Genomic DNA, 25,891 nt, shown 5'->3' with positions numbered 1-25,891 from the left:
CTATCAGCGTCAGCGGGCCTGGTTCAGCGCCCGGGTCAGTTCCCGGTTAGCCGCCCGCGCAGCATCAAGTTCCTCGCTCCGCTCATCGAGCTGGCCCCTTATGTCGGCCAGGTCTTGTTCGAGCAACGTGATGCGGCGTTGAAGTTCGTCGATGTCTGCGGATGCGCCAAGGCCGGATTCCTTCCAGACGGTTTCACCGAGGCTCTCGGACAGACGCTTCTCCAACTGCCGGACCCGGACTGTCAGCCGCCTGTTCCGCTCCAGCGCGTTGGTCAGGTCTGCCCGCAGCGAGGCCCGGCTGACGGCCGCGATCCGGCCGTCTTCTGGTGGGGCGGCTGCGGCGGCGTGGACGCGTTCGAGGAGGTCGCGGTGCCGGTAGAGGTAGGTGCGGTCCACTCGTGCGGCGCGAGCCAGTCCGGAGACCGTGATGTCCTGGTCGCTTCGCAGCAGGACATCGAGGGTCTTCAGAACTCGTTCGCGGCGGCGGGCCGAGTCGGCCCGCCGCCCGTCGGTCATGCTGGTCATCCGGTTCTCTCCGGGCGAAGGTCGGGCAGGGGCTGGCGGACGCGCGGCATGCCCAGGGAGACGCCGCGGCTGCGGCGGACCAGTGCGACTGCCTCGCGAATCTGGGCCCGGTCCTCGTCGGTGAGCTCGTCGAGGTCCTGGCGCACCCGCTGAACCAGGCGGCGGACACGGGCAATCTCGTCGTCCGATGGTGTGGCTTCGGTCTTGGCCCAGGGGTCGGCGTTGGCGAAGGCGGCCAGACGTTCACGGTTGCGCAGCAGGTCGGCCAGGTATGCCTCAAGGTCGGGGAGGTAGGAGATGTCGGTGCGGAAGTGTCCGCAGCCCACGCAGCGGAAGCGTACGGGGCAGTCATGGCCGCCGGCCGCAACGTTGGAGGGTTCAGTGCAGGTGCCGTAGGGGACTTGGACGGAGCCGATGGCGCGGCGGGCGTGTTCGGAGTCGAGCAGGGTTTTGGCCTGGCGCCAGACGCGTGTGCCGTGCCGGTCGAACTGCATGGTGGTGACCCGCTCGACAGCTTCGCGGCGGCGTTTCTCGCCGACGCGGTAGTACCGCGGTGTGGTGCTGGTTTCGCGGTGATCCATCAACGATTGGAGAACGTCCTGGGGGACCCCGGCGTCGGCATGCCGTTGTGCGTAGGTGTGCCGGTAGGCGTAGGGGTAGATCTTGTTCTTGTCGAAGGGCAGCATCGTGGTGACCCGGTTGCCGTCTTCGACGATCACGGTGGGGACCTGGAAGTCGGGCAGGTTTTTCACCCAGGCTCGGTGCTTTGCCGACACCCACTCGTAGGTTGTCGCCTTCGTGCCGTGGGGGTTGGCCAGGCTGGCGGGGAAGAGTTTGAGCTTGTCGGTCGGGGTGTTGGGGAAGCGGGCGCGGGCGCGTTGTTGCTGCTTGATGATGAGCGCGGCGGTCGCGCCGGGGATCGGTAGTCGGCGAGCGTGCCGAAGGTTCTTGGTGTTGTCGTAGACAAGGACGGGGCTGCCGTCGCTTTCCCGGTCGAGGCACTGCCATGGCAGTTTGCAGATCTCGTTGGGGCGCCTGCCTGTGTCGATGATCAGCTCGATGGCCGTGCGGACGTCTGTGGAGCTGACGGTCTCAAGGGAGTCGAGGTTGGCGCAGAGCTGCCGCATGACTTCCGCAGGAAGGTCTCGGCCGGCTTCGGAGTCCTCGGGGTCGTCGGGGATGTCCTCCTGGCGGAGGGCGAAGTCGTCCGCCAGGCCGTGCAGGGGCTGGCCGGGCTTGGTCAGGCCCAGGGTCCGGAGCCGGGTCAGCACGCATCGGGTGTCGCGGACGGTCATGTACTGCGTGCAGCCAGAGATGTCGCCGCGGTCGTTGAGAAAGCTCAGCCGGCCCAGGAAGGCAGTGATGTCGGTGCGCCCGAGCACCGGCAGGGCGACGCCGTGGTCATCCCGGCTCAGGTGCAGGCTCTTGGAGAAACGGCTCAGGGACATCAGGGTGCGTTGGACCGCGGTCTTGCCACTCTTTCCGCGGCGCCGGGGAATGTCGTCGAGGGCCCAGGCCTTGGCTCCTTTCCTCAGCCAGGGCTGGGTGATCCCGGTGAAAGAGAAGGTGCCACCGAGGCCGAAGACACTCGCGTCCCAGACGTCCTTGTGGCGTTCGGTCTCCGGACTCAGTCCGAAGCGGCGGATGTGCTTGAGGAAGCCCCTGGCCAGGGTCCTGTCGGTGCGGGTGAGAACGTCCAAGTCGAGCTCGTCGAGTGAAGTAACCTGCCGAGCACGGGCGTTGTTGCACAAATTGCGCGGCAGGTAGTCCTTGTGCAGGAGTCCCTGCGCGGTCCGTTCCTGGAGGCCGTAGAGGATCTCGGCGACCACACGGTCGGGCAGTCCACGCAGGCTGACCTTGCGGGATTCTGCGATGGCCGGGGTGGTCAGCCGCCAAAGATCCTCGTCCTCCAAGACGCCTTCCTGGCGGAGGTCACGGCATTGATCGGCGTGGGGCGTGCAGTAACCGTTCCTGGTCTCGCCTTGCCGGTCACAGGCAGCGACCTGACAAGGCCCCAGGGCTGGCAGCGGTTGCACCTCGGGGTGAGCGAGGAAGTCCTCCAGCGGGAGCCCGTAGACGTTGCGCCTCTGATAGTCATGCGACGAGCACAGGAGTGTCGCGCGTCTGCCCGGCCGCTCGCAGTGCGCGACCTGGCAAGGCAAGAACCCGACCATCCGGCCGGGACGCTGGATGGTGACGAACTCCTCGAAGGGCAGGTCGCTCTTCTTCCACCGCTCCGCGCAACCGGTGCACATTCCCTTCTGATAGGCGTAGTAGGACATCTTGTCGCAGCCAGCCACCAGGCACTCCTCACCGCTGAACTGCGGGTGCGAGCGAGGCAGCACCAGAACCCGGACGTGAGGATCCCAGCTGAGCAGCTGCAGGAACTCCGGTTGGACGGCGCCCATGAGCCCTGTGGTGACCGTGTCTTCCCCTGCCCCGCGTTGGGGCGTTGCGACCGCCAGGTTCACCGGGTCTCCCCCTCAGTCAGGCGGGGCGAAGCCACGCGGTCAACGGCCGCGCGCAGACGAGCTCGGTCCGGATGAAGGTAGGGACGGGGTGAGGCCGGGTTCTTCTGGCCCAGCAGAGCCTGAACCTCATCCAGCGTGCCGCCGGCATCCACGACGTTGCCGGCCATCGCATGCCGGCACATCCGCGGCCCAACCCGGCGGCCCAGCCCCGCCCGTCCCGACAGCGACTCGCACAGCTCTCCAATCGCGCCGGTGGTCACCGGCGAGCCAAAGGGCGGGCGGAAGAGGTTGACCAGCAAGAAGTCACTTCCACCCTCCCCGAGGATCTCGTAACGCTCCACCGCGTACTGGTCGGCGGCCTGCACCACCAGGAAGTCCACCGGCATCACCCACGACTTCCTCGACTTCGACCAGGCGCCATTCACGTTCTGCCGCCGGATCACGTGCAGATGGGCCCCCTCGACACCGCACCCCAGCGAGCGCGAATCCATCAGCAGGTGGACATCACAGCGGTGCAGCCCCGCGACCTGCCCCGGACGCAACCCCACCCGCGACAGCAGCAGCACGATCAACCTGTCCCGGGCTGACCGACAGGCCCGCAGCATCGCCACGACTTCCTCGTCACTGGCCCGGTCCACTTCCGTCTCCGGCTCCTGCAGCCGGTGACGGGCCCGCAGCCGATACTGCATCCCACCGCTCTCGCCCCGTGCCTCCACCGGCAGGTCACGGTCATCCCCCAGCTCGTAGAGCTGCTCAAGGACCCAGGCTGGCGCGGCCTTGTTGACCACCGCGTGAAGCAGGAACATCCGTACCGCGGTCAGCACCTTGTTGATTCGCGCATCCCCGCGGACCGGCTGTCCTCCCGGCCCCGGGACGACGGCCTGGCGCTGGCCACCGTTGCCCGGCGCCCACCGCAGCCACACCATGAACAGCCCCATGTCCATGGTGAAGATCGTCTGACCTGTCGCCAGGGCCGTTGTCGGGTTCTGCTGCGCCGAACGCCACGCTCGCTCGTGTCCGCTCTCGATCGGTCAGCGTGCGGCCGAGTATGCCGGCGCACATGGCAGGGGCCGATGTGGCGAAGTGATGTCGGACAGTGTCGAAATCGACTGGCTGCGAGCCTAAGGATGGAGGGCTTTTCGTTGGCCTGTGGCGGCGGAACGTACGATCGCGTCAAGGAGTCGGTGGCGCTTGACGGCGTGGGTGAAGTCCGGGGCGACAGCCGTTCCGTGGATGAGGTCGTCCCGAATCGCGGCGTAGGCGTGCACCAGCGTGTGGATCACTGTTCCGGCCAGGCCGGGATAGACGTCGTAGCCGCTGGGCAGCGTGACCTTCGTAGGCCGACCGCCGCTGCGTGTGCCACACACCGTGACCGGACCGATGTGCGGGAACTCGGCGGCGGTAATCTCGAGTCTCCCCTCCGTGCCGTCGATGATCAGAGAGAACCCTGCACCCGATGCCGCGCCTCCACGGTGGTGGACGGACAGGATCGCCCCGCCCGCCACGGTGCCCGAGATCGCGATCTGGTCCTCGGCGGTCATCGGAACGACTTGCCCGGTGCGCCCGAGGGGAACGTGGCGGCGCCGGGTCGCGGTCGTAGCAACCACTTCCTGAAGCTCGCCGACGACCATCGACACCAGGTCGATCGCGTGTCCGAACGCGATGGTCAGCATCGTGGCCCCGAGCTTGCGGTCGACCGTGTAGACCATGTTCTGAGACACCGGAGTGCCCCATTCGGTCGAAGACGCCACGACGGTGGCGGAGAGCACTTCCCCCACGAATCCTTCGGACACGAGGTCGGCCAGCCAGCGGAAGGTAGGCGAGGAGCGTCCCTGAAGACCGACGAAGGTACGCGTCGTCCCGGCGGCACGCTCCATCTCCTCGGCCTCGCGCAGGTCGACGGCGAGCGGCCACTCGGAGAGCACCGGCACTCCCGCCTTCAGCACGGGCAACACTAGTTCGCGATGCTGAGGCACTCTGACGGCGACAACAACGAGGTCGACGTTCTCGTCGCCGGCGAGCTGCTCGACCGACGTGTACGCGGGTACGCCATACGCCGCTCCTGCGGCCTGGGCCGAGGCTTCGGAGCTCGCCGCCAGCGCGCGAAGCTCGATACCGTCGACGGCGCTCAGCGCGGGCAGGTGAGCCCCGGCCGCCCAGCCTCCCGTGGCGCTCAGGCCGACGATGCCGACGCCGATCGGCTTACGGGGGTCAGGCACCGAGCTGCCGCCTCAGGGTTTCGGCGTCGTGCAGGGCCGTCATGTGCACGAACCGCCCGTCACGAACCTGGTAGATGGCGTACTCGACGATCTCGAACGAGGCGCCGGTGGGAGCCACGCCGAGCCACTCCTTGGCGGGCGTGCCCGTGTTGGTCAGACGGGCGGCCAGGCGATCACCATCGACCGCGATCTCCCGGGGCTCCCAGTGGAAGTCCGGGACCGCGTCGATGTCGCCGTTCAGCACAGCGATGACCTGGTCCCGAGTGCCCGGCTCGCCGTTCAGGGTGGTCTCGTCGTGGATGAACTCGTCCATGCGGGAGATCTCGTGTGCGTTGAGCGCCCCGATGTAGCGCAGGTAGAACTCGCGCAGGTCGGTGTCGGACATGATCCCCTTCTTCGGCCCCCGGAGCGGAGGTCATGCTCGGTGTTTCGCGACGGCCCTTGACGGTTTCGTCGCGGTGATCGTCGGCAGGGGGAGGAACCACTGCCCGAAACTTCCGTACCGGACGGTACCGAAGTTTTCCCGCACTGTCACGGCCCTCATGTGAGGAGATGTCTCACCGGGGCGAGCGAAGGGGCGCAGTCGCTACGCGGGCCAGCCGAGCAGCGCCGTGTCGACGATTTCATCGAGCTCGGCAGGACCGAGGCCGTTGGCGGCCTGCACCGCGATGCCGAAACCCATCGTCATGATGAACCGGGCAAGACGCCGAGGGTCGGCGTTGCCCGGAAGATCACCTTCGTTGACGGCGCGCCGGAAGCGCTCCTCGAGGCGGACCCCCGCGTCGTTGCGCCAGTCGACAAGCAGGTCGTGGACGGCCCGGCTCTCGTCGCTCGACGCCAGCGCACCCTGCACGGTCAGGCACCCGGAGGGGCCATCGGGAGGAGTTGTGGTGCAGACCGCTCCGCGGAGGAACGCCAAGGCCACAGCCCGTGCGGTGGGCTCCTCCAGGGCGCGCGTGGCGTAGGCGGCCGGCCCCGCGCCGTAGCGCTGGAGGGCCTTGCGGAACAACTGCTCCTTGTTGCCGAAGGCCGCGTACATGCTCGTCTTGGTGATCCCCATGGCGCCGGTCAGTTCAGCGAGGCTTGCACCTTCGTAACCTCGCGCCCAGAACACCCGCATCGCGCGTTCCAGCGCCTGGTCGATGTCGAAGCCTCGAGGCCGACCCATGACGGCCTTACGGGAGTCACCCATGCCACAAGCGTACCACTCGGTACAGATCCCCGCTGACCAGCAGTTTCATCCCCACAAGGTGGCGAACACGATTCGGTACCGGTCGGTCTTGATGTGCTACTGTTCTGCACCGACCGGTACTGAACTAATGGGAAGGGAAGTCCGCGCCATGAAAACCATTTCGCTCGGCAGCCTCAAGGTCTCGCGCATCGGTCTCGGAGCCATGGGAATGTCGGCGTTCTACACCGGCGCCGGCCAGTTCGACGACGAGTCGATCCGCACGATCCACCGCGCTCTGGATCTCGGGGTCACCCATATCGACACCGCTGAGGGGTACGGCCCCTTCATCAACGAGGAGCTGGTCGGCCGGGCCGTGCAGGGGCACCGGGACGAGGTCGTGCTGGCGACCAAGTTCGGACTGATCTCCCACACCGGTGGCTCGGCTCCGGACAGCACCCCGGCCAACATCCGCCTGGCCGTGGAGGGATCACTGAAGCGCCTGGGTACCGACTACATCGACCTCTACTACCAGCACCGGGTGGACCCCGGCACGCCCATCGAAGAGACCGTTGGCGCGCTGGCCGAACTGGTGACCGAAGGCAAGATCCGCCACATCGGCCTGTCGGAGGCCGGCCCCGCCACGATCCGCCGCGCTCACGCCGTGCATCCGGTCACCGCGGTCCAGTCCGAATACTCGCTGTGGACCCGCGACCCGGAGGCCGAGATCCTGCCCGTCCTGCGCGAACTGGGTATCGGCTTCGTGCCGTACTCCCCGCTTGGCCGCGGCTTCCTGACCGGCAACATCCGCTCCCTGAACGATCTTGACGCCGACGACTGGCGCCGCACCAACCACCGCTTTGCCGACGGCAACCTGGAACGCAACCTGCGAATCGTCGACGAGGTCCGGGCCGTAGCCGCCGAGATCGACACCACGCCCGCGCAGGCCGCCTTGGCCTGGCTGCTCGCCCAGGGTGACGACATCGCGCCCATCCCCGGCACCAAGCGAATCGCCCGGCTGGAGGAGAACGCCGCCGCCGACCACATCGAGCTCACCGCCAGCCACGTCGCCCGCCTGAACGACCTGCCCCCGGCCTCCGGCGAGCGCTACGACGCGGACAACATGGCCGCCATCGACCGCTGATCGAAGACGTACCACCACGCACGCCGCGGGTCGGCATCCGGGCGAAGAGTGCCGCATTCCCAATGAGACTGTGCAACATGAAGTACGCAGGTCACGGGTCTGGTGTGCGGGGTACTCGCGCTGGTCGTCGGCGGGTGTCCATGGTGAAGATCGTCTGACCTGTCGCCAGGGCCGTTGTCGGGTTCTGCTGCGCCGACCGCCGTGCCCCTCCTGCGATCCCTGACCGGGCCGGTGCCGGGAGAGCGCGGGGAGGGCGTGGGGATGCTGGAGCTGGAGCGGATCACGGCTCGCCGGAATGAACTGGACACGCTCGCAGAGGAGTTGGCCAAGCAGCTGGCGGAGGTCCAGGCCGAGCGGGAGGAGTTGGTGATCGCCGAGCGGGTCCTGCACCGGCTGACCGAACAGGACCAGGCTGTGACGGAGGCCGCCGCGGCCGTCGCCCCGACGGCGGCCCGGGCGGCGGGACGGGCGGTTTTACTGATCCCGCACCGCGGCGGGACGGGCGATGAGGCCGCGCTGCCCGCTGACTACCGCAAGATCCTGGCGATCGTGCGGGCTGCCGACGGCCCGGTGCAGGTCAGGGCCGTCGGCGAGGAGCTGGGCCTTGAGGTGACGGTGCGCGGGAAGCTGGAACCGTTGCGGGCGAAGATGACCAAGCTCGCCGACCGCGGCTGGCTGCACAAGCGTCCTGAGGGCAGATTCGCCGCACGCTCCCAGGCGTGGGGAGGCAGGCGCCGACGTGGCGTAACTGGCTGGCGCCCGGCGGCAGTTGAGTTTGGTGTGAAGAAAAACAACCATCCCGTCGAGGGCCCTGACGGCCTTGTCTGCACTGCCCGCCTGCCGCTGTCGAGTGCCACCCTGAACTGGCTCGCCGGCCTGATCCGCGGCCACCTGAAGAAGATCAGGTCACGGTGGCGGGCCCTGCCTCAGGGACGGATCGCCGCCCTCGTGCTGGCCGTACTGCGCTGTGACCAGCGGCCGGGTGATCTGGCCGGTGGCAACGGGATACATCGCACCACTGTGACCCGGTGGGTCAGGGAAGCCGTCGGCCTGCTGGCCGCCCGCGCCCCGCGCCTGGACCGCGCCCTCAAAAAGATCGCCCGCCAGGGTGGCGGGATGGTGCTGCTGGACGGCACGCTGATCCGCACCCGCCGGCGCTCCGGCAAAGAGAACCGGAAGAACTACTCCGGCAAGAGCAAATGCCATGGCCTGCTCGTGATCGCGCTCACCGACGATCGCGGCCGGCTGCTCCGGGTCTCGGCGGCCCGGCCCGGACGGACCTCGGAGATCACCGCCTGTCGACACGACCAGCTCACCGCCAAGCTGCGGGCGGCCGGTCTCGGGGCGATCGCCGACCTGGGCTTCGTTGGGCTCGACGACAGCGGCCCCGACACCGGCCCCGCAGTGATCACCGGTTACAAGGCCGCCCGGAACCGGCCCCTGACACGAGGACAGAAGCTGTCGAACACCGCACTGGCAGCGGTCCGGGCACCGGTGGAGCACGGCTTCGCCCACCTCAAAAACTGGCGCGTGCTGGGCAAAGTCCGCACCGACCCGACCTGGGCGACCGCCCTGGTCAGAGCCCTGCTCGTCCTCACGAACCGCGAAGTGTCCCGGTGATCGACGTTGTATGGGGTGCCACACGGCTGCGGCCGGTCCGTGCTGGAGGAGGTCGGTCATCGGTGCGGCCAGCACCGTCACCTCCCGCAGGAAGCGGGCCACCGCCGGGTCTACGTCAGCCGCGTGCAATGCCCGCAGACGGGTGTCGATGCCGACGGGGCTGGTGCCGTCCAGGACGAACAGCAGCCGTGGGAAGAGCGGGTAGTGCCGCCCCCACTCCTCCTCGCTTCCCTGGACCGTCTCCGCCGTGCGGCCGGCCGACGGGCGCAGGGCTGTACTGGTGGAGCCGGGCGTAGGCGCGGAGTTTGGCGGCGAGGCGTTCGGGTCCCATGGTCGCCCGGTCGACATCGAGGAACGCCCGCAGCATCGAACGCCCCTCACCGTCCCGGTTCCCGCGCTGGTAGTAGATCAATGCGTCCGGGATGACCGCCTCCCCGCCTCCCATGGGGTGGTGGGCTTCCGGGAGGAAGTCCAGCGGCCGACACACCTCCCCACGACGGCGCGCGTCCAGCAGGAATTGCAGCCCCGTCTCGGTGACCGTGAGGGTGTGGCTCGCCCGCAGCCGCGCGGCGACCGGATCGGACGCCAGCCGCGGCGGGCGCCGGCCGCGCAGCTCCGGCCACTCCCCAGCGACCTGCACCCCGTACGCGGTGGCGAACCACACCCGGCTGCGCCCCGCCTGCGGCAGGGTGATGCGGTCGATCAGGCCCTCGGGGGTCCGCTTGGCGCGGCAGACCGGCAAGTTCGAGGATCATGTACTTCCCCATCCCTGACGGTTTGCCCGGATGAGGAGAACTTCCGTCGTGGTCGACATCACCGAGATCTACGTCCACTGGTAGGCGGGGCCATGATCCGAGCCGTCCCGTTGTGCTTCTCGCCCGACATGCGACGCTCACCCTCCCGTCGTAGCGTGGGTCGGACGGCTGATCAAGCCGTGGCGGATCAGCTTCCGCCCCAACGGGGAGAACTTGAGTCTTCGACATCTGCCCCGACCGCGCCCGTGCCAGGGGTATCGAAACCGGCGCCGGAGCCCACCACAGGTCTGTTCGCACCGGTTCCGCGCGGACGGATCCGGGTGGCTGCCGCCGGAAGACGAATAGCCCGCATCCGGCCAGGGCCCGGCTCAATGTGGACCACGTCTGCGGGAGGCATTCCATGGCGGTTCTCTGTAAGCCGGCAATCCAGGTACCCGAGTACGTCATCACCAACGAAGAAACCCTTGAGTTGGCGCAACGGTTGCACGGCGACCATCCGCAGCTCGATCTGATCCTCAGCCTGATCGAGCACACCGGGGTGCAGAAGCGGCATCTGATACAGCCGATCGAGAAGGTGCTGGAGCACCCGGGCTTCGACGCCCGCAGCACCACCTACGAGGCGCACACCAAGGCCCGCGTTCCGGCCGTGGTGCGCCGGGCGCTCGACCATGCGGAACTGGAGCCGCAGCAGATCGACATGATCATCTACGTCTCCTGCACCGGTTTCATGATGCCCCCGCCGACCGCATGGCTCATCGGCGAGATGGGCTTCCGGCCGGAGACACGACAGATGCCGATCGCCCAACTCGGCTGCGCAGCAGGCGGCGCAGCCATCAACCGGGCACACGACTTCTGCACGGCGTACCCCGACGCCAACGTGCTCGTCGTCGCCTGCGAGTTCTGCTCGCTGTGCTATCAGCCCACCGATCTGGGCGTGGGGTCGCTGCTGTCCAACGGCCTGTTCGGCGACGGAATCGCCGCGGCCGTGATCCGGGGCAACGGTGGCACCGGAGTCCGCCTGGAACGCAACGGCTCGTACATCATCCCGAGCACCGAGGACTGGATCTCCTACGCGGTCCGGTCCACAGGTTTCCACTTCCAGCTCGACAAGCGCGTGCCCGGGACCATGGAGCCACTCGCCCCGGCGCTGCAGGCCGTCGCGGAACAGCACCAATGGAACGCCAGCAAGATGGACTTCTACATCATCCACGCCGGCGGTCCGCGCATCCTGGACGACCTGAGCCTCTTCCTCGACGTGCCCCCCGAGGCGTTCCGCTTCAGCCGCGCCACGCTCACCGAGTACGGAAACATAGCCAGCGCGGTGGTACTCGACGCCTTGGCCCGCATGTTCGACGAGGAATCAACCCTTGAGGGCCACCGCGGCCTGATGGCCGGCTTCGGGCCCGGCATCACGGCCGAGATCGCCCTGGGCACCTGGACTTCGGAGTTCGAATCCTGACGCGTCGCCGTGCCGTCTCAACGATGAGGATCGGGTCACTTCCACGCGCACATCGTGGATACCGGTACTGACCCCAGGACGCTCACGCCCCTCCGACTCTGCCGGCCTCCCAGGCCCGCCACTCTGCCGGGCCGCGGCCCACGGCCGCAGCGACGCCGGCGGCCGCGGTCGCCGCCCGCGCGGAGGACGTCGCCGTCGTCGGCCAACGCGATCACCCTGGTGACGCGTTGGCCGACCGGCTCAACGCTCCTGCGTCTCGCCCCAGTAACTCTGGTAGACCTCGAGCGCGGTCTCCTTCACTGCGTCCGGGTCCGCCGGCGCGGATGACACCGGTGTGGTCGACGCCGTGGCAGTGGGGGCGGTGGACCCCGTCGCGGTGGTGTCGTCCCCGCTGCTGCACAGGCTTCCCTGGATGTGTCCGCTGATCAGAGGCGCGCCTGGGAGTTGTGAAAGGTGCGGCCGCAGGAAGGGCACCACGTGCTGTCCCGCCGTCCCTCGCCACCGCTGTTCCAGGCTTGTGCGAGGTACGACGACTCGCCGGCAGGTGCATGATCACCGGATGGTCCGACCTGGACATACCCTCACGCCGCGGCCCATGGGCCGTCAGGGATTCCGTGCTTGGGGGCCCGTTCGTGACCGGCGCGCAGTTCCGTCCCGGTGTGTCCCTCGCCCGCGGCAGGCTCCAGCGCTGTTTGAATCGCCGTATGACCAAAAAGGATGATTCGGCTCTTTTCGGTAACCGATTCCTGACCGTGCCCGCTCCCTCGGAGACCTTCCCCGAGGAAGGTATGGCCGCGACGGACGCAATGAGGCTCGTGGATGTGGATCTCGCCATGGAGGGCGACCCACAGCGCAACCTCGCCACGTTTGTCACCACCTGGATGGAGCCGGAGGCGCAACGGCTGATCGCCGAGAACCTCCACCGCAATTTCATCGACCATGCGGAGTACCCCATCTCCGCCGAGATCGAGCAGCGCTGCGTGCGCATGCTCGCCGACCTCTTCCACGCGCCGGGCAGGACGACCGGATGCCGCACTCAGGGCTCGTCCGAGGCGATCATGCTCGGCGCGCTGTCGCTGAAGTGGAAGTGGCGCGAGCGCCGCCAGGCGGCCGGCCTGCCGACCGACCGGCCCAACTTGATCTTCGGCGGAGACGTCCACGTCGTGTGGGAGAAGTTCTGCCGCTACTTCGACGTCGAGCCGCGGATCGTGCCGCTCGCCGAGGACAAGTACACGATCGGCCCGCAGGACGTGGAGCCCCACCTCGACGAGAACACGATCGGCGTCGTCGCCGTCCTCGGCACCACGTTCACCGGCCACAAGGACGATGTCGTCGGGATCGACAAGCTCCTGCGGGACGTCCGCAAAGAGCGGGACCTCGACATCCCGATCCACGTCGACGGCGCCAGCGGCGCATTCGTGTGGCCCTTCCTCTACCCGGACTCGAAGTGGGACTTCCGGCTCGAGCAGGTCCGTTCGATCAACGTCTCGGGACACAAGTACGGCCTGGTGTACCCCGGCATCGGATGGCTGGTCTTCCGTGAGGAGTCCGACCTGGCCAAGGACCTCGTGTTCTACGAGAACTACCTGGGCAAGACCGACGCGACGTTCACGCTGAACTTCTCCACCGGCGCGTCGATGGTGCTCGCGCAGTACTACAACTTCGTGAGGCTCGGCCGCCAGGGCTACACCTACGTCATGAAAATGATGCAGGAGAACGCCCGCGCATTGGCGGACAACCTGCGCAGCAGCGGCCGCTTCGAAGTGATCGGGAGCGACGTCGAGCAGCTGCCGCTCGTCGCTTTCCGTCTCGCCGGCAAGCACGCCTACGACGAGTCCGACATCGCCTGGCAGCTCTCGGCCGAGCGGGGCTGGATGGTGCCGGCATACACGCTCCCGCCCAACGCGGAGCGGGTGAAGATCCTGCGCGCCCTGGTCAAGGAGACTCTGAGCCGTGAGCAGATCGATCGCCTGAGCCAGGACATCGCCGACGCGTGTCGCACGTTGGACGACAAGGGCGCGACCCACGGGATCGAGCGGACCCAGGTCAAGCGCGGCACCGGCTACTGACGCAACTGGGACGGAGCGGCAGTTCCGTGCGACTGAGTACCGACGCTCGGCATTCGCCCCCTATGAGCAGTGGGCCACCGGACGAAGGTGCTGCTGGTGACCAACGCCGAAGCCGCCGACTGACCCGCCGCCAGGTCCTGGGCAAGGCCAACCTCCGGCGCGCAGCCGCTGCCGTCACCCTCATGGTCAAGACGGTCAGCCGACCGAAGCCCTCCCGGAGATACCCCGGAATGTCAGCCCACCACCGGGACACATGTAGGGGGCGCGCCGCCGGGGCCGTCCCTGTCAGGTGACCAGCTCGGCGATGCTCCGGGCCGTCAGACACAGGCCGAGGAGCAGGGAGAGCGTGACGATCAGTTGCTCCTGGTGCTGCTCCAGCCACCTCCGCAGGGCGTTCAACCGGGCGTTCGCGACTGTGGGCGCCCACACCACGTACATCTCCATGACGACAAGGCTGAGTGTGGCCAGCAGACAGTAGCCGGTCAGCGCGAGCCAGTCGGCGAGGGTGGAGAGGTTCGCGTCGACGGTGGTCGCGGCGCCGGCGCCGACCAGTGCCCAGGGCTGGAGCAGCCATGCCAGGCCGGCTGCCGCGACCGGGGAGGCGTTGTCGATCCGGGCGGTCCAGCGCGGCGGGCCGTGCGGGCGGGGCGGTCGGCGGTGCCGGTGTGCGCCGTACAGCACCAGTGCAAGGCCGATGACGAGTTTCGCCACGATGACGGCGGTCGAGGGCACGCTGTGACGGGCCGGGGGCTGACCGCCGGTCAGCAGCATCACACAGGCGATCACCACGACCAGGTTGGCCAGCCACGACAGCAGGAACGCCAGGCCCTGGCGAACGCCGTGCCGCGAGGAGAGCAGCAGGATGAAGGCGCTGTTGTGCAAGGGCCCCAGGGTGATGGCCGTACCGATCACAACCAGGTCGAGGACCATCGGATCAGCCGCTCCTGGGTGTCAGGACCGTCGGGCCGCCTTGCGGACGGGCGAACCGGTCGGCAGAGTGAGGCGGCGCTGCTGTGGTGCCGCATCTCGACTCTGCAAGCGACGACCCGCCTGGTCAAGCAGTGCACGCCCGCATGGCGGCACCGGGACTGTCGGCGCGGCACGCGGGGCCGCGGGGGAGCGGAGCGGTCGGCCCACTTCGTCGCGTTCGATCTGTTGTGGCTGTACGGGACGGGCACAACCCGCTGGTCGTGCCGGCCGCGCACGGATTCGGCTGCACCGCCGACGCCCGCCACCACGCCACGCGGCCCAAGCCGCGCCCATCACCTGCCGGTACCCGCCCGTACGAGGTACCTGACCCAGCTGGTCGTCGGCGAGCTGGTGACCAACGCCCGCGAGTACGCCCCCGGCCCCGTCCTGCCGGGGCGGTCCCAGTCGCAGGAATCCGTCCTTGCCGCAAGGTCGTCACCGTCCTGTTCCCGCGCGGGCCAACGCTGTGGTGCAGACGCGGCCGCAAGGGGCCCAGCCGTACCCGCCAGGTCCACTCCCGCGCGTAAGGCGCGGATCTGCGGCGACCACGAGGGTCAGCGCGGCGGGGCGACGTAGCGCGACCACACCTCGTCGACGGGGGCGAGGCCTTGGGCGTGCAGGGTCAACGTGGCCACGAGGTGCGACTCCGTAGCGGACGGGGGCGGGGGAGCGGTCGCGCCGCCGAACCCGCCACGCACGACGCGGTGGCAGGGGCCGCCGTTGCGCGACATCGGTGAGTGGCCGGCACCCCTGCCGGAGGACGCGACCACGGCCTCCACCGCCGCCCAGGAGTCGGACAACGGGGGCTGACACTCGGTCAACTGCTGTCTGCCGCAAGCGCCGTGCTCGTCAACCGCCGCGGACGGGCAGGCCATGACGCAGCGGGACGACATGGCCGGGTGACATCGCCGGACGTCCGGCCGTACGGGTCCTTGATCATCGCCCGGGCGTGCCGGCCGAGGGTCAGGGGTAGGAGAAGGAGAAGGTGCAAGGGCGGAGGGGTGTCGATGAGTGAACGTCAGGACCGCGAGTGGCCGGCGATGACGCCGTCGGACTTCGACCGGGACGTCCCGCTGCGTCTGAACGTGGGGACGGGACCCATCCCCGTGCCGGCCGAACCCGACGAGTACGGCACGGTCCCCCTCTTCGGCAAGGAGCCGCCCGCCCGGCAACCGGTCCGGCGCGCCGGGTGCCGGTCCGGCCCCGGGGAGCAGGACGAGCTGTTCTGACCAAGCCGGAACCGCGGCCGTGCCCTGACCGGCCACGTGCGGAAGTCGGCCGTGAACGCGGCCGCGTGCGGATGCGGGGGAGGGCTGTCGACGCGAGCCTGTGCCACCGCACATCCCCGCCGCGACCCCGCTGTGCCACCGCCTCCCGCGTGCCCCGCCCGCTGTACGCGGCCCCGGCCGGCTGATGGCATGACCGGCATGTCTTCCGCATCCCCTCCACCGCCAGGCCCGTACGCACCGAAGGACCCATCCGCACCGAAGGACCCGTCCGCGCCTAAAGCCCCGTCCGCTTCGACGACTTCGTACGCGGCAACGGCACCGGAGCGCCGAGCATGAGCACCGGCGACGGACATTCGCTCGCCGTCGTGGTCTTCCTCGTCTTCGTCGCGGTGTCCCTGCTGATGTGTGGGCTGGCGGCGGCCGACCTGGACGACCCCGAGCACTTCTACGCGGGTGGCAGCGCCGCATTCGGCCCGGTCGGCAGCGGACTCGCCATCGCCGGCGACTACATCTCCGCGGCCACCCTGCTCAGCACCACGGGCTCGGTCGCCCTCGACGGCGCCGACGGCATGCTCTTCGCCTTCGCCACCGTCGTCTCGCTCTACCTGGTCATGCGGATCCTGGCCGAACCCCTGCGCCGCGGCGGCGTGTTCACCCTGGGGGACTTCTTCGCCGACCGGCTCGGTGACCCCTCCGTACGCCGCGCTCTCGGCGTCGCCACCCTCGTCGTCCTCACCCCGCTGCTCCTGGTGCAGCTCTCCACCGCGGGCCACATCATGGTGGCCATGTTCGGCCTCCCCGACGGCGCGCTCACCGGCTGCACCATCGCTGCCGGGACGCTGATGGTCTGTTACGCCGCCTTCGGCGGGATGCGCGGCATCGGTTACGTACAGGTCCTCAAGGTCGGTGTCGTGCTGACCGCGGTGCTGCTGGTGGCCGGGCTCGTCCTGGCCCGGTACGGATGGTCACCGGCGGGCCTCTTCCACGCCGCCCGGGACCGCTCCGAGGCGGGCGCCGACTACGCGCGCCCCGGACTGCACTTCGGCCACTCCTTCGCCGGGCGCCTCGACCTGATCAGCTTCGAGACCACCCTCCTGCTCGGCGCCGCCTGTCTGCCGCACCTCACCATGCGGCTGCACCCGCTGCGCGACGCCCGTACCGCTCGCCGTGCCGTCGGCTGGGCCGTGGGCCCCGTCACGGTGGTGTGCGCCGCGGTGGTGGTGGCCGGACTCGGCGCCTGCGCCCTGATCGGCCGGGACCTGCTGCGGGCCGCCGACCCCGGGGGCGCGACCGCGCTGCTGATGCTGACGGGCGCGCTCGACCCGGTCGCCGGGGGAGTCCGGCACAGCATGGTGTTCGCGGCCGTCGCCTGTGCCGTCTTCGTGACCACACTCGCGGCCGTCGCCGGTATCACCCTGGCGGCCGCCTCCAGCCTCGTCCGCGACTTCGGCGGCCGGCCGGTCCACGGAACGGCGCGCCGCTCGCCCGGCGGCGAGATCCGCCGGGCCCGGATCGGCATCGTCCTGGTCGGAGCCGCCGCCGTCGTGCTGGCCGTGATCGTCCAGGACCGCGGCCGACTGACACTGATCTCGCTGTCGTTCACCGTCGCGGCCTCGGTGCTCGCTCCGGTCCTGCTGTACGCGCTCTTCCTGCCGGGGCACACCGCCACCGGGGCGCGCTGGACCGTCTACGGGACCCTGCCGCTGATCGCACTGCTCCTGGCAGGGTCCCCCGCCGTCTCGGGCACGCCCATCGCGCTCTTCCCCGACCGCGACTTCCACTGGTTCCCGCTCCAGACCCCGGGGCTGATCACCATCACCGCGGGCTTCCTGCTCGGTCTCATCGGCCGCACCCGTTCCGAGGCCCCGCGAGAACCCTGGCACCAAGGGACGGGAACCACGCGCCGTGACGCACGCAGCCCCGACGCCGCGGGACGCCCCTGAGCCTGGTCCGCCGCCGCTCGGCAATCACTCGTGGGAGGCGATGTCATCCGCCCGTGATCGGCAGTCGTGTGGTGCAGGGGCGGGCCCCCGGGTCGTCGGACAGCAGATGGACCTTGCTGGTCACCCCCTGGCCTTCCGAACCGCACCGCTGGAACTGCGGGTGTCACTGGCGCTGCGCAGTTTCACGGTGCGGCCCCGCGTCTCGGCGGCCTTTTGCGGGGCGGTGTCACGGGCGGGGGGTGAGGCCGCCGAGCTTGTCGGGATTGGCCTGGAGGCGGAGATGCTGGAGGCGTCCGTCGACCAGGTCGAAGCAGAGCGTGCCGATGGGCTGGCCGTGCAGAGTGAACAGGACGGACTGCTCGCCGTTGATGTCGGCGGACTCCATGGCCACGCCGTGGAGTCTGGGCTTGGCGAGCACGCCCAGCATCCAACGGGCCACCGCATCAGGCCCGTGCAGGGGGCGAAGAGCTGCGGTGACCTTGCCGCCGCCGTCGGACCAGGCGGCGACGTCGGGGGCGAGCAGCGCCATGACGGCGTTGAGGTCGCCGCCCGCGCAGGCAGCCATGAAGCGTTCGGTCACCTGCTGCCGTGCGGCCGCGTCGGTGTCGAAGCGCGAGCGGCGGGCCTGGACGTGTGAGCGGGCGCGGTGGGCGATCTGACGGATTGTCGCTTCCGGCCGGTCGAGCGTCTGGGCGATCTCGGCGTGTGAGTAGCCGAAGACCTCGCGCAGCAGGAAGACGGCCCGTTCGACCGGGCCGAGGGTTTCAAGGACCACCAGCATTGCCATGGAGACGCTGTCGGCCAATTCTGCCTCCTCAGCGATGTCGGGGGTGGTGAGCCAGGGCTCCGGCAGCCACGGGCCGACATAGGACTCGCGGGTGGCCCGGGCGGAGGTCAGGCGGTTGATGGCGAGGTTGGTGACCGCACGAACCAGGTAGGCCCGCGGGTTGCCGACCTGCGACCGGTCGACCCCGGACCAGGTGAGCCAGGCGTCCTGTAGGAGGTCCTCGGCGTCGGCGACGCTGCCCAGCATTCGGTAGGCGGTGGCGAACAGCAGCCGACGGTGCTCGGTGAAGGGGTCGGGCTGGGTGTCAGGGCGATCGGGCTTCGATTCGATCATGATGCGTCAGGCTGCCAGTGGCCCGGCCGCTTCGGCAAGGGCCAGATGGTCGGCGAGAGCTTGCAGCCCGGTGGCACACCCGGCGTGGGTGGGGGCCCAGCCGAGCTCGCGCCGGGCCTTGTCGTTCGCCAGCCGCAGATTGCTCGACATGATGGTGTGCGCCAGCGGCGCGGGCTTGAGCAGCCAGAGCGGCACGGTCAGCGGGGCCGGGGCGCCGAAGGCCTGGGCGACCGCACGGACATGTGAGCCGAAGCCGAGCGGGGCGTCGTCCGCGATGTTGTACGCCTGGCCGGCCGCACCGGAGACGGTCAGTGCGAGGAGGACAGCGCGCGCCGCGTCGTCGACGTCCACCCAGGCCAGCGCCCGGCCCTTGTCCGGCACCACCGGCAGCGCGCGCCGGCGCAGCATGGGCAGGACGGTGGTGTCGGTGGCCCCGGCGCCGTAGAACAGGCCGAACCGAAGGCTCACCGCCTCGATTCCGTCCGCGCCGAACGCCAGCTCCTCCTTGGTCCGCATCGCGCCGACGTGCCGCTCCAGCCACGGATTGGCGTCCCGTGGACCGAACCGGGCGTCTGCCTCGGTCAGCTTCGCGTCGCCGTGGTCCCCGTAGCCGTAGCCGAACACCATCGATTCGGCCACGAACCGCCGCGCGCCGGTCTCCCGCGCCGCCGCGAGCAGGTTGGCGGTGCCCTCGGTGCGCAGGAGATTGGTGGGCTCCATGTCCTGGTGACGCATCAGCGACTTGCCTTGCAGAGCGGTCGCTGCGTGCACAACACCATCGAAGCCGTGCCCGTCGACGGCGCGCAGCACCGCCTCACGGTCGAGCAGATCGGCGCGCAGGGTGTTCTCCGCACCCCGCCCCAGACCGGCCACCTCGTGCCCGGCCGCAGTCAGCTCCCGCACGATCTTCCGGCCCAGCACGCCGCTCGCACCCGCCAGCAGAACCCTCATCGCCGTGACTCCTGTCGTCTTGCTGTTCCGGGCTTCCCTCGTCCCGATGACGTCCATGGGACAGACCGGCTCGCCAGGGCGTGACACTCGGCTAATGTGACCTGCGTCATACCTGGGATGTCGTGCGGGGGGCATACCCTGCCGGGCTTCGCAGTGCTTGGGCGGCGCAGTCCGCACCATGGGTGCTCGGGTCGCCAGGGTGGAGTGGTGGCGCGGCTAGCGTGGGTGCACGGCGTAGGTCAGGTGCGTCACCCGCGACGACGGCTCCGAACGGACCTGCTCCAGCGCGACCCTGGACGCGTCCACGCCGTCGAACAGGCGGGTGCCGGCGCCGAAAAGCACCGGTGACAGCGTGATCGAGAACTCGTCGACCAGGCCGGCGTTCAGGTGCTCCAGGATCGTCGCGCCGCCGCCGGCGATGCGGACGTCGCGGTCGCCGGCGGCCTCGCGGGCCTGGTCGAGGGCGTGCTCGATGCCGTCGTTGACGAAGTGGAACGTGGTGCCGCCGGGCCGCTCCCACGGGTCACGCTCGGTGTGCGTCACGACGAAGACCGGGGTGTGGAAGGGCGCCTCCTCCGGCCATGCCTGCTCGCCGAGGTCGAACATGCGCTTGCCCATGACGCTCGCGCCGGTGCGCTCGAACGTCTCCCGCGCGACGTCGTTGTCGCGGCCCTCCTCGCCGCCCTCGCCCAGCTTCAGGTTCTCCCGGAGGAACCGCAGCGGGAACAGCCACTGTTGCAGCTGCGCCCATTGCGCCATCCAGCGCTGAACGTCCGGGTCGTCCTGCTTATCGGGTGCGAAGAGCTCGTCTTCAACGGGCACGGACTCGGGCGCGATGAAGCCGTCCAGCGACATCGTCACGCTGAAGAACACCTTTGCGGCCATCAGTCCTCAACTCCCTTCCGCGCGAGGTCGGTGACGTAGGCCGCCAGGCTGCTCACGATCCATTCGGAGCACTCGGTCCCGTCCGGCCCGTGCAGTACGAAGTCCCACTCCCCGCCCGCGCTGAACTCGAAGGACCGCGTGGTGGTGGTGAACCCCTCCGGACCCCACCACCGCGACAGGTGCCGGACCTCGGTGAACGCCTCGAACACCGGCTGCCGCGGGTCGGCCGTCGCCGGCTCCGCCCGCGTTTCCTGCCTTGCTGCCATCGGTCGTTCCTCCTGCCGTGTCTGCTCGAGGTCCTGCACGTAGGTGTCGCGTCGGGTGGGAGGGGGCGGGTCGGCCCGGACGGTCCTCCAGTCGGTCGAAACTCTCGTTCCACAACCGCTCGAATCCGTCGGGGCCCGCATCCACCACCATGGAGGATGCGGGCCCCGGCGGTTCCGGCACCGTGGGTGGCGGTGGTCGGCAAGCGCCTTACGGTGCGATCTCGAACTGCGGCGGCTGGAGTCCCGCGAGACAGCTGGTGTCCGGCGCGGTCGGACGGGCGAAGAACGACGTGGTGATCGTCTGCGCGCACCGCGAGTCGGCGAACACCACGTGGGCGACGTAGGGGACCGTGACGGCGGTGGAGCGACTCAGCGTACGGGCGACGTACGCCCCGTTGCTCGGCGCCGTCTGGGCGTCGAACCCGCCGGACAGGGCGAGGGTCGGGATGTCGCTGCGGGTCACGTCCCGGACCGACGGGGGCGCCGGGGGGACGTCCCAGGCACGGCAGTCGTCGTGGAGCCAGGCGAGTTGCGGGGCGTTGGCCAGCATCGATCGGGGGAACGACGGGAACGCGCGGCGCCCGCCCCGGATGATGTCGGCCCGGCTCTCGTACGGGGTCCACTGGCGGCAGAAGACGCCGTAGACCAGCCCGTGGGCGACCCTGCCGATGGCCTGCGGGCTGTACTTGCCGCCCGCGAGCTGCTCGGCGATCCGCTGCGGGTTGCCGTGGGCCAGTTCGTCGATGGAACGCGGCACCCCGGCCGCCACGTGGGTGGCCGAGGTCAGCCAGGTGACCAGGTTGCCCCCGTCCAGCACGACCTTCACCGGCTCCGGGTGGACCGGGACCGTGACGGTGGTGGTGATCGGGTCGGCCTCCAGCTCACTGACGAGGCGGAGGAAGGTGGCCTTCAGGTTCGGGTAGCGGGTGTTGCAGGCGGGCTGCTCCTCGCAGGCTTTGAACAGGCCGTCGAAACCCTCTCGTGCGGCCTTCCAGGTCACGGCCCCGCCGGCGATGGACGGCGGCAGGATGCCGTCGATGCCGACCGAGCGGATGCCCTTCGGGTGCAGGCGCATGTAGTTGAGCGCCAGGTGGGTGCCGTAGGAGATCCCGAAGACGTTCCACTTCTTGACACCCAGCGTCTTGCGCAGGGCGTCGTAGTCGGCCGAGCTCTCGATGTCGTTGTAGGTGCTGCGATCGGCGCCCTGGGCGTCCACGCGCTCGCGGCAGGCCCGGGTCGCCTCGACGTGCAGGCGCCCGGTGGACGGCGCGTTGGAGACGAGGCCGAGGGCGCGGGCGTTGAACCGGTCGATGTTCGGGCAGGTGAGCTCCGGGTCGGCCGAGTAGGTGCCGCGCTGGGACATGAAGATCACGTCGCGGTCACGGTTCAGGTTGCCGGCGAGCGCCATCGGGATCTCGGAGACCGCGTCGTCGCCGGGGCCGCCGGCGAGCCACACGATCGGGTCGGGCGCGGGTCTGCTGCTCTCCGCGGGCATGATCGCGACAGCGAGGGTGATCTCGCGTCCGTCGTCGCCCCCGTACCCCTTGGGCTCCTTGGGCCCGGTGGCCTTGGAACGCTTCTCGGGCACGGTGAGGGTGCCGCAGCGGGCGCGCGCGAGATCGGGGATCGGGTCCGCCGTCCTGGGGCAGGGGCCCGGTTCGAAGTGGGCGTCGCCCACCGTACGGGCGACCGTGCCGATCGGGCCGTCGGTGCCGGACTCGGCCTGTGCGGGCATCGCGGCGAGGCCGACGACGAGGGCGCCGACCGTGGCTCCGGCCAGCGTTGCCGGGAGCCGTCGAGCGGGGCGCCGGCTGAGGGTCGTACCAGGGGACATCGTGCGTACTCCGGTCAGGGGACGATGGTGAACGGTTTGGGTCGGACTCCCGGCACGCAGCCGGTGTCGGGCGCGGTCGGCCGCGCCAGGAAGGAGCGCAGGACCGACGCGGCGCAGGGGTTCTGCGGCACCACCCAGTGGGTGATTCCGGGAATCACCACCGCGGTCGAGCGGGGCAGCGTACGGCCGGTGAACGGCCCCCAGCTCGCCCCGGTCTTGGCGTCGAAGGTTCCGGTGATGATGAGCGCGGGCACCTTGCTGCGGGTGGCCACCCGCTGGACCGCGGTGCGGTCCGGGACGTTCCAGACGCGGCACAGGTCGTGCTCGAAGGGCAGCTGCGGTGCGTGGGCCAGCACCGAGTCCGGCCATCCGGGGAAGGCCCGGCGACCCGCCTCGAGCACGTCGCGCTTCGAGAAGCCCGGGACCCACTCGGCGCAGGCCACCGAGTGTGTCAGCCCGTGGGCGAACTCGCCGATGGCGGGCGTCGCGCCGGCGGCCTGGGCCCGCGCGAGGCGCTCCGGATTGCCGGCGGCGAGTTCGTAGAGCGCCGCGGGGACGTCGACGGAGGGAACCAGTTGGCCGTTGGTGACCAGCAGGTTCACCAGCGTGCCCCCGTCGAGGACGACCTTCACCGGGGTTCCGCCACCGGGCGGCGGCACGGTCAGCCTCAGGGGGTTCGCCTCCAGCCGCCGGACCTGCTGCGTGAGCGTGCGGGAGAGGTGGGGGTAGCGGGACCTGCACGCGGGCTGGGCCGCACATGCCGCGAAGATCGCGTTGATCCCCTCCTGGGCGCTGTCCCAGGCCCACGGCAGGCTCACGATCTGTGGCGGCACGACCGAGTCGATCGCCAGCGAGCGGATGCCCTGGGGGTGCCGGCGCAGGTAGGTGAGGCCCAGGTCGGTGCCGTAGGAGTAGCCGTAGACGTTCCACTTCTTGATGCCCAGGGCCTTGCGGAGGGCGGCGAAGTCCGCGGCGTTCTCGGTGGTGTTGTAGGCCGTGAGGTCGTTCCCCTCGGCCGTCAGACGGTCCCGGCACGCCTTCGCCGCGCGTACCAGCCCTCGTCCGGTGGACGGCGCGTCGTAGGGCAGGCCGACGGCGGTCGCGTTGAACCGGTCCATCTCCGGGCAGGCGAGGTTCGGCTGTGAGTGGAGGGCGCCGCGCTGGGCCACGACGATCAGATCGCGGTCGCGGTTCACGTCGGAGTCGATCAGGAAGGGGATGGCTCCGAACGCGTCTCCGCCGGGACCGCCCTCCATGAACACCACGGGGTCCGCGGCCCGCGTCTTCGACGCTGCCGGGATGATGGCGACGGCCAGCCGGATGGTCCGCCTCGTGGGGCGCTCGCGGTTCTCGGGGACCTCCAGGAACCCGCACCGCCCGGGAACGGGCTCGGGCGTCTGTGGGCAGGGGCCCGGCACGAAGCGCGCCGGATGCCGCGGCGGCGGCCCGCCGGCGGGCGTCGACTGGGCGCTGCTCGGCGCGGTCCCGACCGTACCGAGGACACCCAGACAGGCGGCGAGGAGCGCCGCCTTCGTACGCGCCCTCCGGCTGAGTCGTGGAGGGGTGTGTCGAGCCCGGCTCCGTACAGGTGTCCCGGTCCCGGAGAAGGAGGGCAGGGGCCCGGGACCGATGTCGTGTTCCGCCATGTGATCTCGTCTCTCTGACGTCCCTGGCCACTCCGGTCGGGGGACGGTTGGCATGGCTGCGCCGCGCCGCATGGCCGGGCAGGGCGCGTACGTCAGCCTGCGTTCGGGCAAGGGCTTCCACCACTCGTCGCCTCCACTTGGAGCAGCCCCACCTCGGACTGGGGGCTGACCCCGGTCGCTCGGTCGGCAGGGGCCGGAGCCGCCCCCGCTCCGGCGGTGGTCACCCAGCCGTATGCCCGAGGCAGGCGGCGCACGCTTTGTTGCCGCCACGTCGTCCGCATGCACGTCCTCGGACCACCCCGTAGCGTGGATTACGTGCGTTCCGCCAACACCGCCTCGGCGTCGCCCAGGAGGCCCTGTGGCTGTCGGTAGGGGAACGGGATCACATGGCAGAGCGCAGCTTCCGCATCGGGGCGCCGGCTGCCAGGGTGTCCTGATTCTCCTGACAACTCGGCCCGGTGTCGGCCGGCGCCGCATCACGGCGCACCGGTGGCGGCGCACCCGCAGCGGACTTGATGGCCTCAACCCTCCGAAGTTCGAGATGGCACCGAGCCGATCTCGTTCCAGGTGGCGAAAGCAGGTGGTGTCCGTGAGTCCGATGGCGGCGTTGGGTACCGCCGGGGGCGCCATGGCTGTGGTCGTAGTGGCCGGTGTCGCGAACCCGCACGCCTACGCGAGCGGCGATGACCGGGAAACGCGCGGCGCGGAGGTTCTCCACGAGCTGGTGCCTTCCCCCGACGGCCCGGGCTGTGCGGCAGCTGTCGGCGTACGGGGAAGCGTTGTCCGGGAGGCGGGGAGAGGGAAAGCCGATCTGACGACAGGGCGCGCCATCACCTCGAAGACGGTCTTCGACATGGCCTCCAACTCCAAGCAATTCACCGCAGACGCGGTCCTGTTGCTGGCCGGGCGGCACCAACTCGCGCTGAACGAGCCCCTGTCCGACTACCTAGACAACCCTCCGGCCTGGGCGCGGGACGTCACGCCGGGCGACCTGATGCGCCACACGAGCGGCATTCCCGACCACCAGGAACTGCTGGAGGCCAAGGGCATCGAGCTGACAGATCCGGCCGGCCAGGAGGAAGCGATCGCGGCCATCCTCGACTCACAGCCACAGGCTTCGCCAGGGGAGGGCTTCTCCTGCTCCAACTCCCACTACGTCCTCCTGGCGCATGTCGTCGAGAGGGTGACCGGCAAGCCGTTCCCGACCTTCATCCAGCAGGAGTTCTTCTCCCCGCTGGATCTGCGCATGGTTTTGTCCCCGGCAGTGGACGTTCCCGGAAAGGCGAAGTCGTACGACGAGAAGGACGGCTCCTGCACTCCCGACTCCTCCCCCTGGAAGCGGTACGGAGACGGGTCCGTCCCAACCGCCCCCGGGGCACTCGTCCGCTGGGCCGGCCATTACGGCACTGGTCGCATCGGCGGAACCGAACTGCTCGCCGGCGTCACGGACGGAGCGGTGAGTGTGGGCGATGCCCTGCGCCCGCGGGGCATCGAGCAAGGGCGCTACGGGGCCGGAATCCTCCCTCTCCCCGACGCGGCAAACCGACTGCTGGGTATCTGGACCAAGTGATGCGTCAGGGCCGTCCGGCACCTGCCGACTCGCCTCGCCCACGACGTT

At 69.7% G+C, this 25,891-nt stretch carries 22 protein-coding genes and 1 pseudogene; 8 read left to right on the top strand and 15 right to left on the bottom strand.

The annotated features are described in order from the left end of the window. Positions 1 to 9: 9 nt before the first annotated feature. The 6 genes from G9272_RS01120 to G9272_RS01095 all read right to left on the bottom strand — a co-directional run bounded on the left by G9272_RS01120 (position 10) and on the right by G9272_RS01095 (position 6,407). Complete coding sequence (locus G9272_RS01120; protein WP_171394756.1) at positions 10 to 525, bottom strand: DUF6262 family protein; 516 nt, start codon at positions 523 to 525, stop codon at positions 10 to 12. After that, positions 522 to 2,996 (bottom strand): tyrosine-type recombinase/integrase, encoded by a 2,475-nt coding sequence (locus G9272_RS44645; RefSeq protein ID WP_253267644.1) that lies wholly within the window; start codon positions 2,994 to 2,996, stop codon positions 522 to 524. Before G9272_RS44645 ends, G9272_RS01120 begins: the two co-directional genes overlap by 4 nt. Beyond that, positions 2,993 to 3,940, bottom strand: coding sequence for a tyrosine-type recombinase/integrase (locus tag G9272_RS01110; RefSeq protein WP_171394755.1), 948 nt, complete (start codon positions 3,938 to 3,940; stop codon positions 2,993 to 2,995). Before G9272_RS01110 ends, G9272_RS44645 begins: the two co-directional genes overlap by 4 nt. Before the next feature lie 177 nt (positions 3,941 to 4,117). Further along, a complete protein-coding gene (locus G9272_RS01105; RefSeq protein ID WP_171394754.1) occupies positions 4,118 to 5,215 on the bottom strand; it encodes a Gfo/Idh/MocA family protein in 1,098 nt (365 codons plus the stop codon). Then, positions 5,208 to 5,600: an ester cyclase gene (locus G9272_RS01100; RefSeq protein WP_171394753.1), complete on the bottom strand. Its 393-nt coding sequence runs from the start codon at positions 5,598 to 5,600 to the stop codon at positions 5,208 to 5,210. The genes G9272_RS01105 and G9272_RS01100 overlap by 8 nt, the downstream gene beginning before the upstream one ends. A gap of 201 nt (positions 5,601 to 5,801) precedes the next feature. Then, complete coding sequence (locus tag G9272_RS01095; protein WP_171394752.1) at positions 5,802 to 6,407, bottom strand: TetR/AcrR family transcriptional regulator; 606 nt, start codon at positions 6,405 to 6,407, stop codon at positions 5,802 to 5,804. A gap of 148 nt (positions 6,408 to 6,555) precedes the next feature. Here G9272_RS01095 and G9272_RS01090 point away from each other — a divergent pair, with 148 nt between their 5' ends. Further along, positions 6,556 to 7,527 (top strand): aldo/keto reductase, encoded by a 972-nt coding sequence (locus G9272_RS01090; protein WP_171401766.1) that lies wholly within the window; start codon positions 6,556 to 6,558, stop codon positions 7,525 to 7,527. Positions 7,528 to 8,307: 780 nt separating this feature from the next. Next, positions 8,308 to 9,147, top strand: coding sequence for a transposase family protein (locus G9272_RS46060; protein ID WP_171401765.1), 840 nt, complete (start codon positions 8,308 to 8,310; stop codon positions 9,145 to 9,147). A gap of 115 nt (positions 9,148 to 9,262) precedes the next feature. On the opposite strand, the gene G9272_RS01075 is transcribed toward G9272_RS46060, so the two are convergent. Beyond that, positions 9,263 to 9,889 carry a replication-relaxation family protein gene (locus G9272_RS01075; protein ID WP_253267642.1) on the bottom strand — a complete coding sequence of 209 codons (627 nt, stop codon included), beginning with the start codon at positions 9,887 to 9,889 and terminating at the stop codon, positions 9,263 to 9,265. Positions 9,890 to 10,302: 413 nt separating this feature from the next. Here G9272_RS01075 and G9272_RS01070 point away from each other — a divergent pair, with 413 nt between their 5' ends. Together G9272_RS01070 and G9272_RS01065 are read left to right on the top strand one after the other, a co-directional pair. Then, the gene (locus G9272_RS01070; RefSeq protein ID WP_171394751.1) at positions 10,303 to 11,361 is read left to right on the top strand and encodes a type III polyketide synthase; all 1,059 of its coding nucleotides are present in this window, start codon (positions 10,303 to 10,305) and stop codon (positions 11,359 to 11,361) included. 704 nt (positions 11,362 to 12,065) lie between these two features. Next, complete coding sequence (locus tag G9272_RS01065) at positions 12,066 to 13,430, top strand: glutamate decarboxylase (protein ID WP_171394750.1); 1,365 nt, start codon at positions 12,066 to 12,068, stop codon at positions 13,428 to 13,430. A gap of 285 nt (positions 13,431 to 13,715) precedes the next feature. Here G9272_RS01065 and G9272_RS01060 read toward each other — a convergent pair whose 3' ends face one another. Next, a complete protein-coding gene (locus G9272_RS01060) occupies positions 13,716 to 14,360 on the bottom strand; it encodes a GAP family protein (RefSeq protein WP_171394749.1) in 645 nt (214 codons plus the stop codon). 227 nt (positions 14,361 to 14,587) lie between these two features. Here G9272_RS01060 and G9272_RS46330 point away from each other — a divergent pair. After that, positions 14,588 to 14,789, top strand: a pseudogene (locus G9272_RS46330) (hypothetical protein); the annotation flags it as partial. Between the two features lie 164 nt (positions 14,790 to 14,953). On the opposite strand, the gene G9272_RS01055 reads toward G9272_RS46330, so the two are convergent. Continuing rightward, positions 14,954 to 15,199, bottom strand: a complete 246-nt coding sequence (locus tag G9272_RS01055; protein ID WP_171394748.1) for a hypothetical protein — start codon at positions 15,197 to 15,199, stop codon at positions 14,954 to 14,956. Between the two features lie 207 nt (positions 15,200 to 15,406). On the opposite strand from G9272_RS01055, the gene G9272_RS01050 reads away from it, so the two are divergent. Beyond that, complete coding sequence (locus G9272_RS01050) at positions 15,407 to 15,628, top strand: hypothetical protein (RefSeq protein WP_171394747.1); 222 nt, start codon at positions 15,407 to 15,409, stop codon at positions 15,626 to 15,628. A 332-nt stretch (positions 15,629 to 15,960) separates the two neighbouring features. Continuing rightward, positions 15,961 to 17,571 (top strand): sodium/solute symporter, encoded by a 1,611-nt coding sequence (locus tag G9272_RS01045; RefSeq protein ID WP_171394746.1) that lies wholly within the window; start codon positions 15,961 to 15,963, stop codon positions 17,569 to 17,571. Positions 17,572 to 17,797: 226 nt separating this feature from the next. Here G9272_RS01045 and G9272_RS01040 read toward each other — a convergent pair whose 3' ends face one another. From G9272_RS01040 to G9272_RS01015, 6 genes are all read right to left on the bottom strand, one after another. Next, on the bottom strand, positions 17,798 to 18,691 hold the full coding sequence (locus G9272_RS01040; RefSeq protein ID WP_171394745.1) for an RNA polymerase sigma-70 factor: 894 nt from the start codon (positions 18,689 to 18,691) through the stop codon (positions 17,798 to 17,800). A gap of 6 nt (positions 18,692 to 18,697) precedes the next feature. Continuing rightward, a complete protein-coding gene (locus G9272_RS01035) occupies positions 18,698 to 19,642 on the bottom strand; it encodes an NAD-dependent epimerase/dehydratase family protein (protein ID WP_171394744.1) in 945 nt (314 codons plus the stop codon). A 216-nt stretch (positions 19,643 to 19,858) separates the two neighbouring features. After that, positions 19,859 to 20,527, bottom strand: coding sequence for a dihydrofolate reductase family protein (locus tag G9272_RS01030; RefSeq protein ID WP_171394743.1), 669 nt, complete (start codon positions 20,525 to 20,527; stop codon positions 19,859 to 19,861). Next, a complete protein-coding gene (locus tag G9272_RS01025; RefSeq protein WP_171394742.1) occupies positions 20,527 to 20,793 on the bottom strand; it encodes an SRPBCC domain-containing protein in 267 nt (88 codons plus the stop codon). The genes G9272_RS01030 and G9272_RS01025 overlap by 1 nt, the downstream gene beginning before the upstream one ends. 208 nt (positions 20,794 to 21,001) lie before the next feature. Continuing rightward, positions 21,002 to 22,627 carry an alpha/beta fold hydrolase gene (locus tag G9272_RS01020; RefSeq protein ID WP_171394741.1) on the bottom strand — a complete coding sequence of 542 codons (1,626 nt, stop codon included), beginning with the start codon at positions 22,625 to 22,627 and terminating at the stop codon, positions 21,002 to 21,004. 14 nt (positions 22,628 to 22,641) lie between these two features. Further along, on the bottom strand, positions 22,642 to 24,273 hold the full coding sequence (locus G9272_RS01015; RefSeq protein ID WP_253267641.1) for an alpha/beta hydrolase: 1,632 nt from the start codon (positions 24,271 to 24,273) through the stop codon (positions 22,642 to 22,644). Between the two features lie 598 nt (positions 24,274 to 24,871). Between G9272_RS01015 and G9272_RS01010 the strand changes: the two genes are divergently transcribed. Next, positions 24,872 to 25,843, top strand: a complete 972-nt coding sequence (locus tag G9272_RS01010) for a serine hydrolase domain-containing protein (protein ID WP_253268150.1) — start codon at positions 24,872 to 24,874, stop codon at positions 25,841 to 25,843. Positions 25,844 to 25,891 lie beyond the last annotated feature (48 nt).

It is taken from the genome of Streptomyces asoensis, from assembly GCF_013085465.1.
Lineage (GTDB): Bacteria > Actinomycetota > Actinomycetes > Streptomycetales > Streptomycetaceae > Streptomyces > Streptomyces cacaoi_A.
This window is presented reverse-complemented; position numbering and strand designations above follow the sequence as displayed.

Excerpts from the sequence above, each read along its gene's own strand:
- G9272_RS01120 (WP_171394756.1), bottom strand. The coding sequence starts at position 525 with ATGACCAGCATGACCGACGGGCGGCGGGCCGACTCGGCCCGCCGCCGC.
- G9272_RS01110 (WP_171394755.1), bottom strand. The coding sequence starts at position 3,940 with ATGGACATGGGGCTGTTCATGGTGTGGCTGCGGTGGGCGCCGGGCAAC.
- G9272_RS01100 (WP_171394753.1), bottom strand. The coding sequence starts at position 5,600 with ATGTCCGACACCGACCTGCGCGAGTTCTACCTGCGCTACATCGGGGCG.
- G9272_RS01095 (WP_171394752.1), bottom strand. The coding sequence starts at position 6,407 with ATGGGTGACTCCCGTAAGGCCGTCATGGGTCGGCCTCGAGGCTTCGAC.
- G9272_RS01090 (WP_171401766.1), top strand. The coding sequence starts at position 6,556 with ATGAAAACCATTTCGCTCGGCAGCCTCAAGGTCTCGCGCATCGGTCTC.
- G9272_RS01070 (WP_171394751.1), top strand. The coding sequence starts at position 10,303 with ATGGCGGTTCTCTGTAAGCCGGCAATCCAGGTACCCGAGTACGTCATC.
- G9272_RS01065 (WP_171394750.1), top strand. The coding sequence starts at position 12,066 with ATGACCAAAAAGGATGATTCGGCTCTTTTCGGTAACCGATTCCTGACC.
- G9272_RS01060 (WP_171394749.1), bottom strand. The coding sequence starts at position 14,360 with ATGGTCCTCGACCTGGTTGTGATCGGTACGGCCATCACCCTGGGGCCC.
- G9272_RS01050 (WP_171394747.1), top strand. The coding sequence starts at position 15,407 with ATGAGTGAACGTCAGGACCGCGAGTGGCCGGCGATGACGCCGTCGGAC.
- G9272_RS01045 (WP_171394746.1), top strand. The coding sequence starts at position 15,961 with ATGAGCACCGGCGACGGACATTCGCTCGCCGTCGTGGTCTTCCTCGTC.
- G9272_RS01040 (WP_171394745.1), bottom strand. The coding sequence starts at position 18,691 with ATGATCGAATCGAAGCCCGATCGCCCTGACACCCAGCCCGACCCCTTC.
- G9272_RS01035 (WP_171394744.1), bottom strand. The coding sequence starts at position 19,642 with ATGAGGGTTCTGCTGGCGGGTGCGAGCGGCGTGCTGGGCCGGAAGATC.
- G9272_RS01030 (WP_171394743.1), bottom strand. The coding sequence starts at position 20,527 with ATGGCCGCAAAGGTGTTCTTCAGCGTGACGATGTCGCTGGACGGCTTC.
- G9272_RS01025 (WP_171394742.1), bottom strand. The coding sequence starts at position 20,793 with ATGGCAGCAAGGCAGGAAACGCGGGCGGAGCCGGCGACGGCCGACCCG.
- G9272_RS01020 (WP_171394741.1), bottom strand. The coding sequence starts at position 22,627 with ATGTCCCCTGGTACGACCCTCAGCCGGCGCCCCGCTCGACGGCTCCCG.
- G9272_RS01015 (WP_253267641.1), bottom strand. The coding sequence starts at position 24,273 with ATGGCGGAACACGACATCGGTCCCGGGCCCCTGCCCTCCTTCTCCGGG.
- G9272_RS01010 (WP_253268150.1), top strand. The coding sequence starts at position 24,872 with ATGGCGGCGTTGGGTACCGCCGGGGGCGCCATGGCTGTGGTCGTAGTG.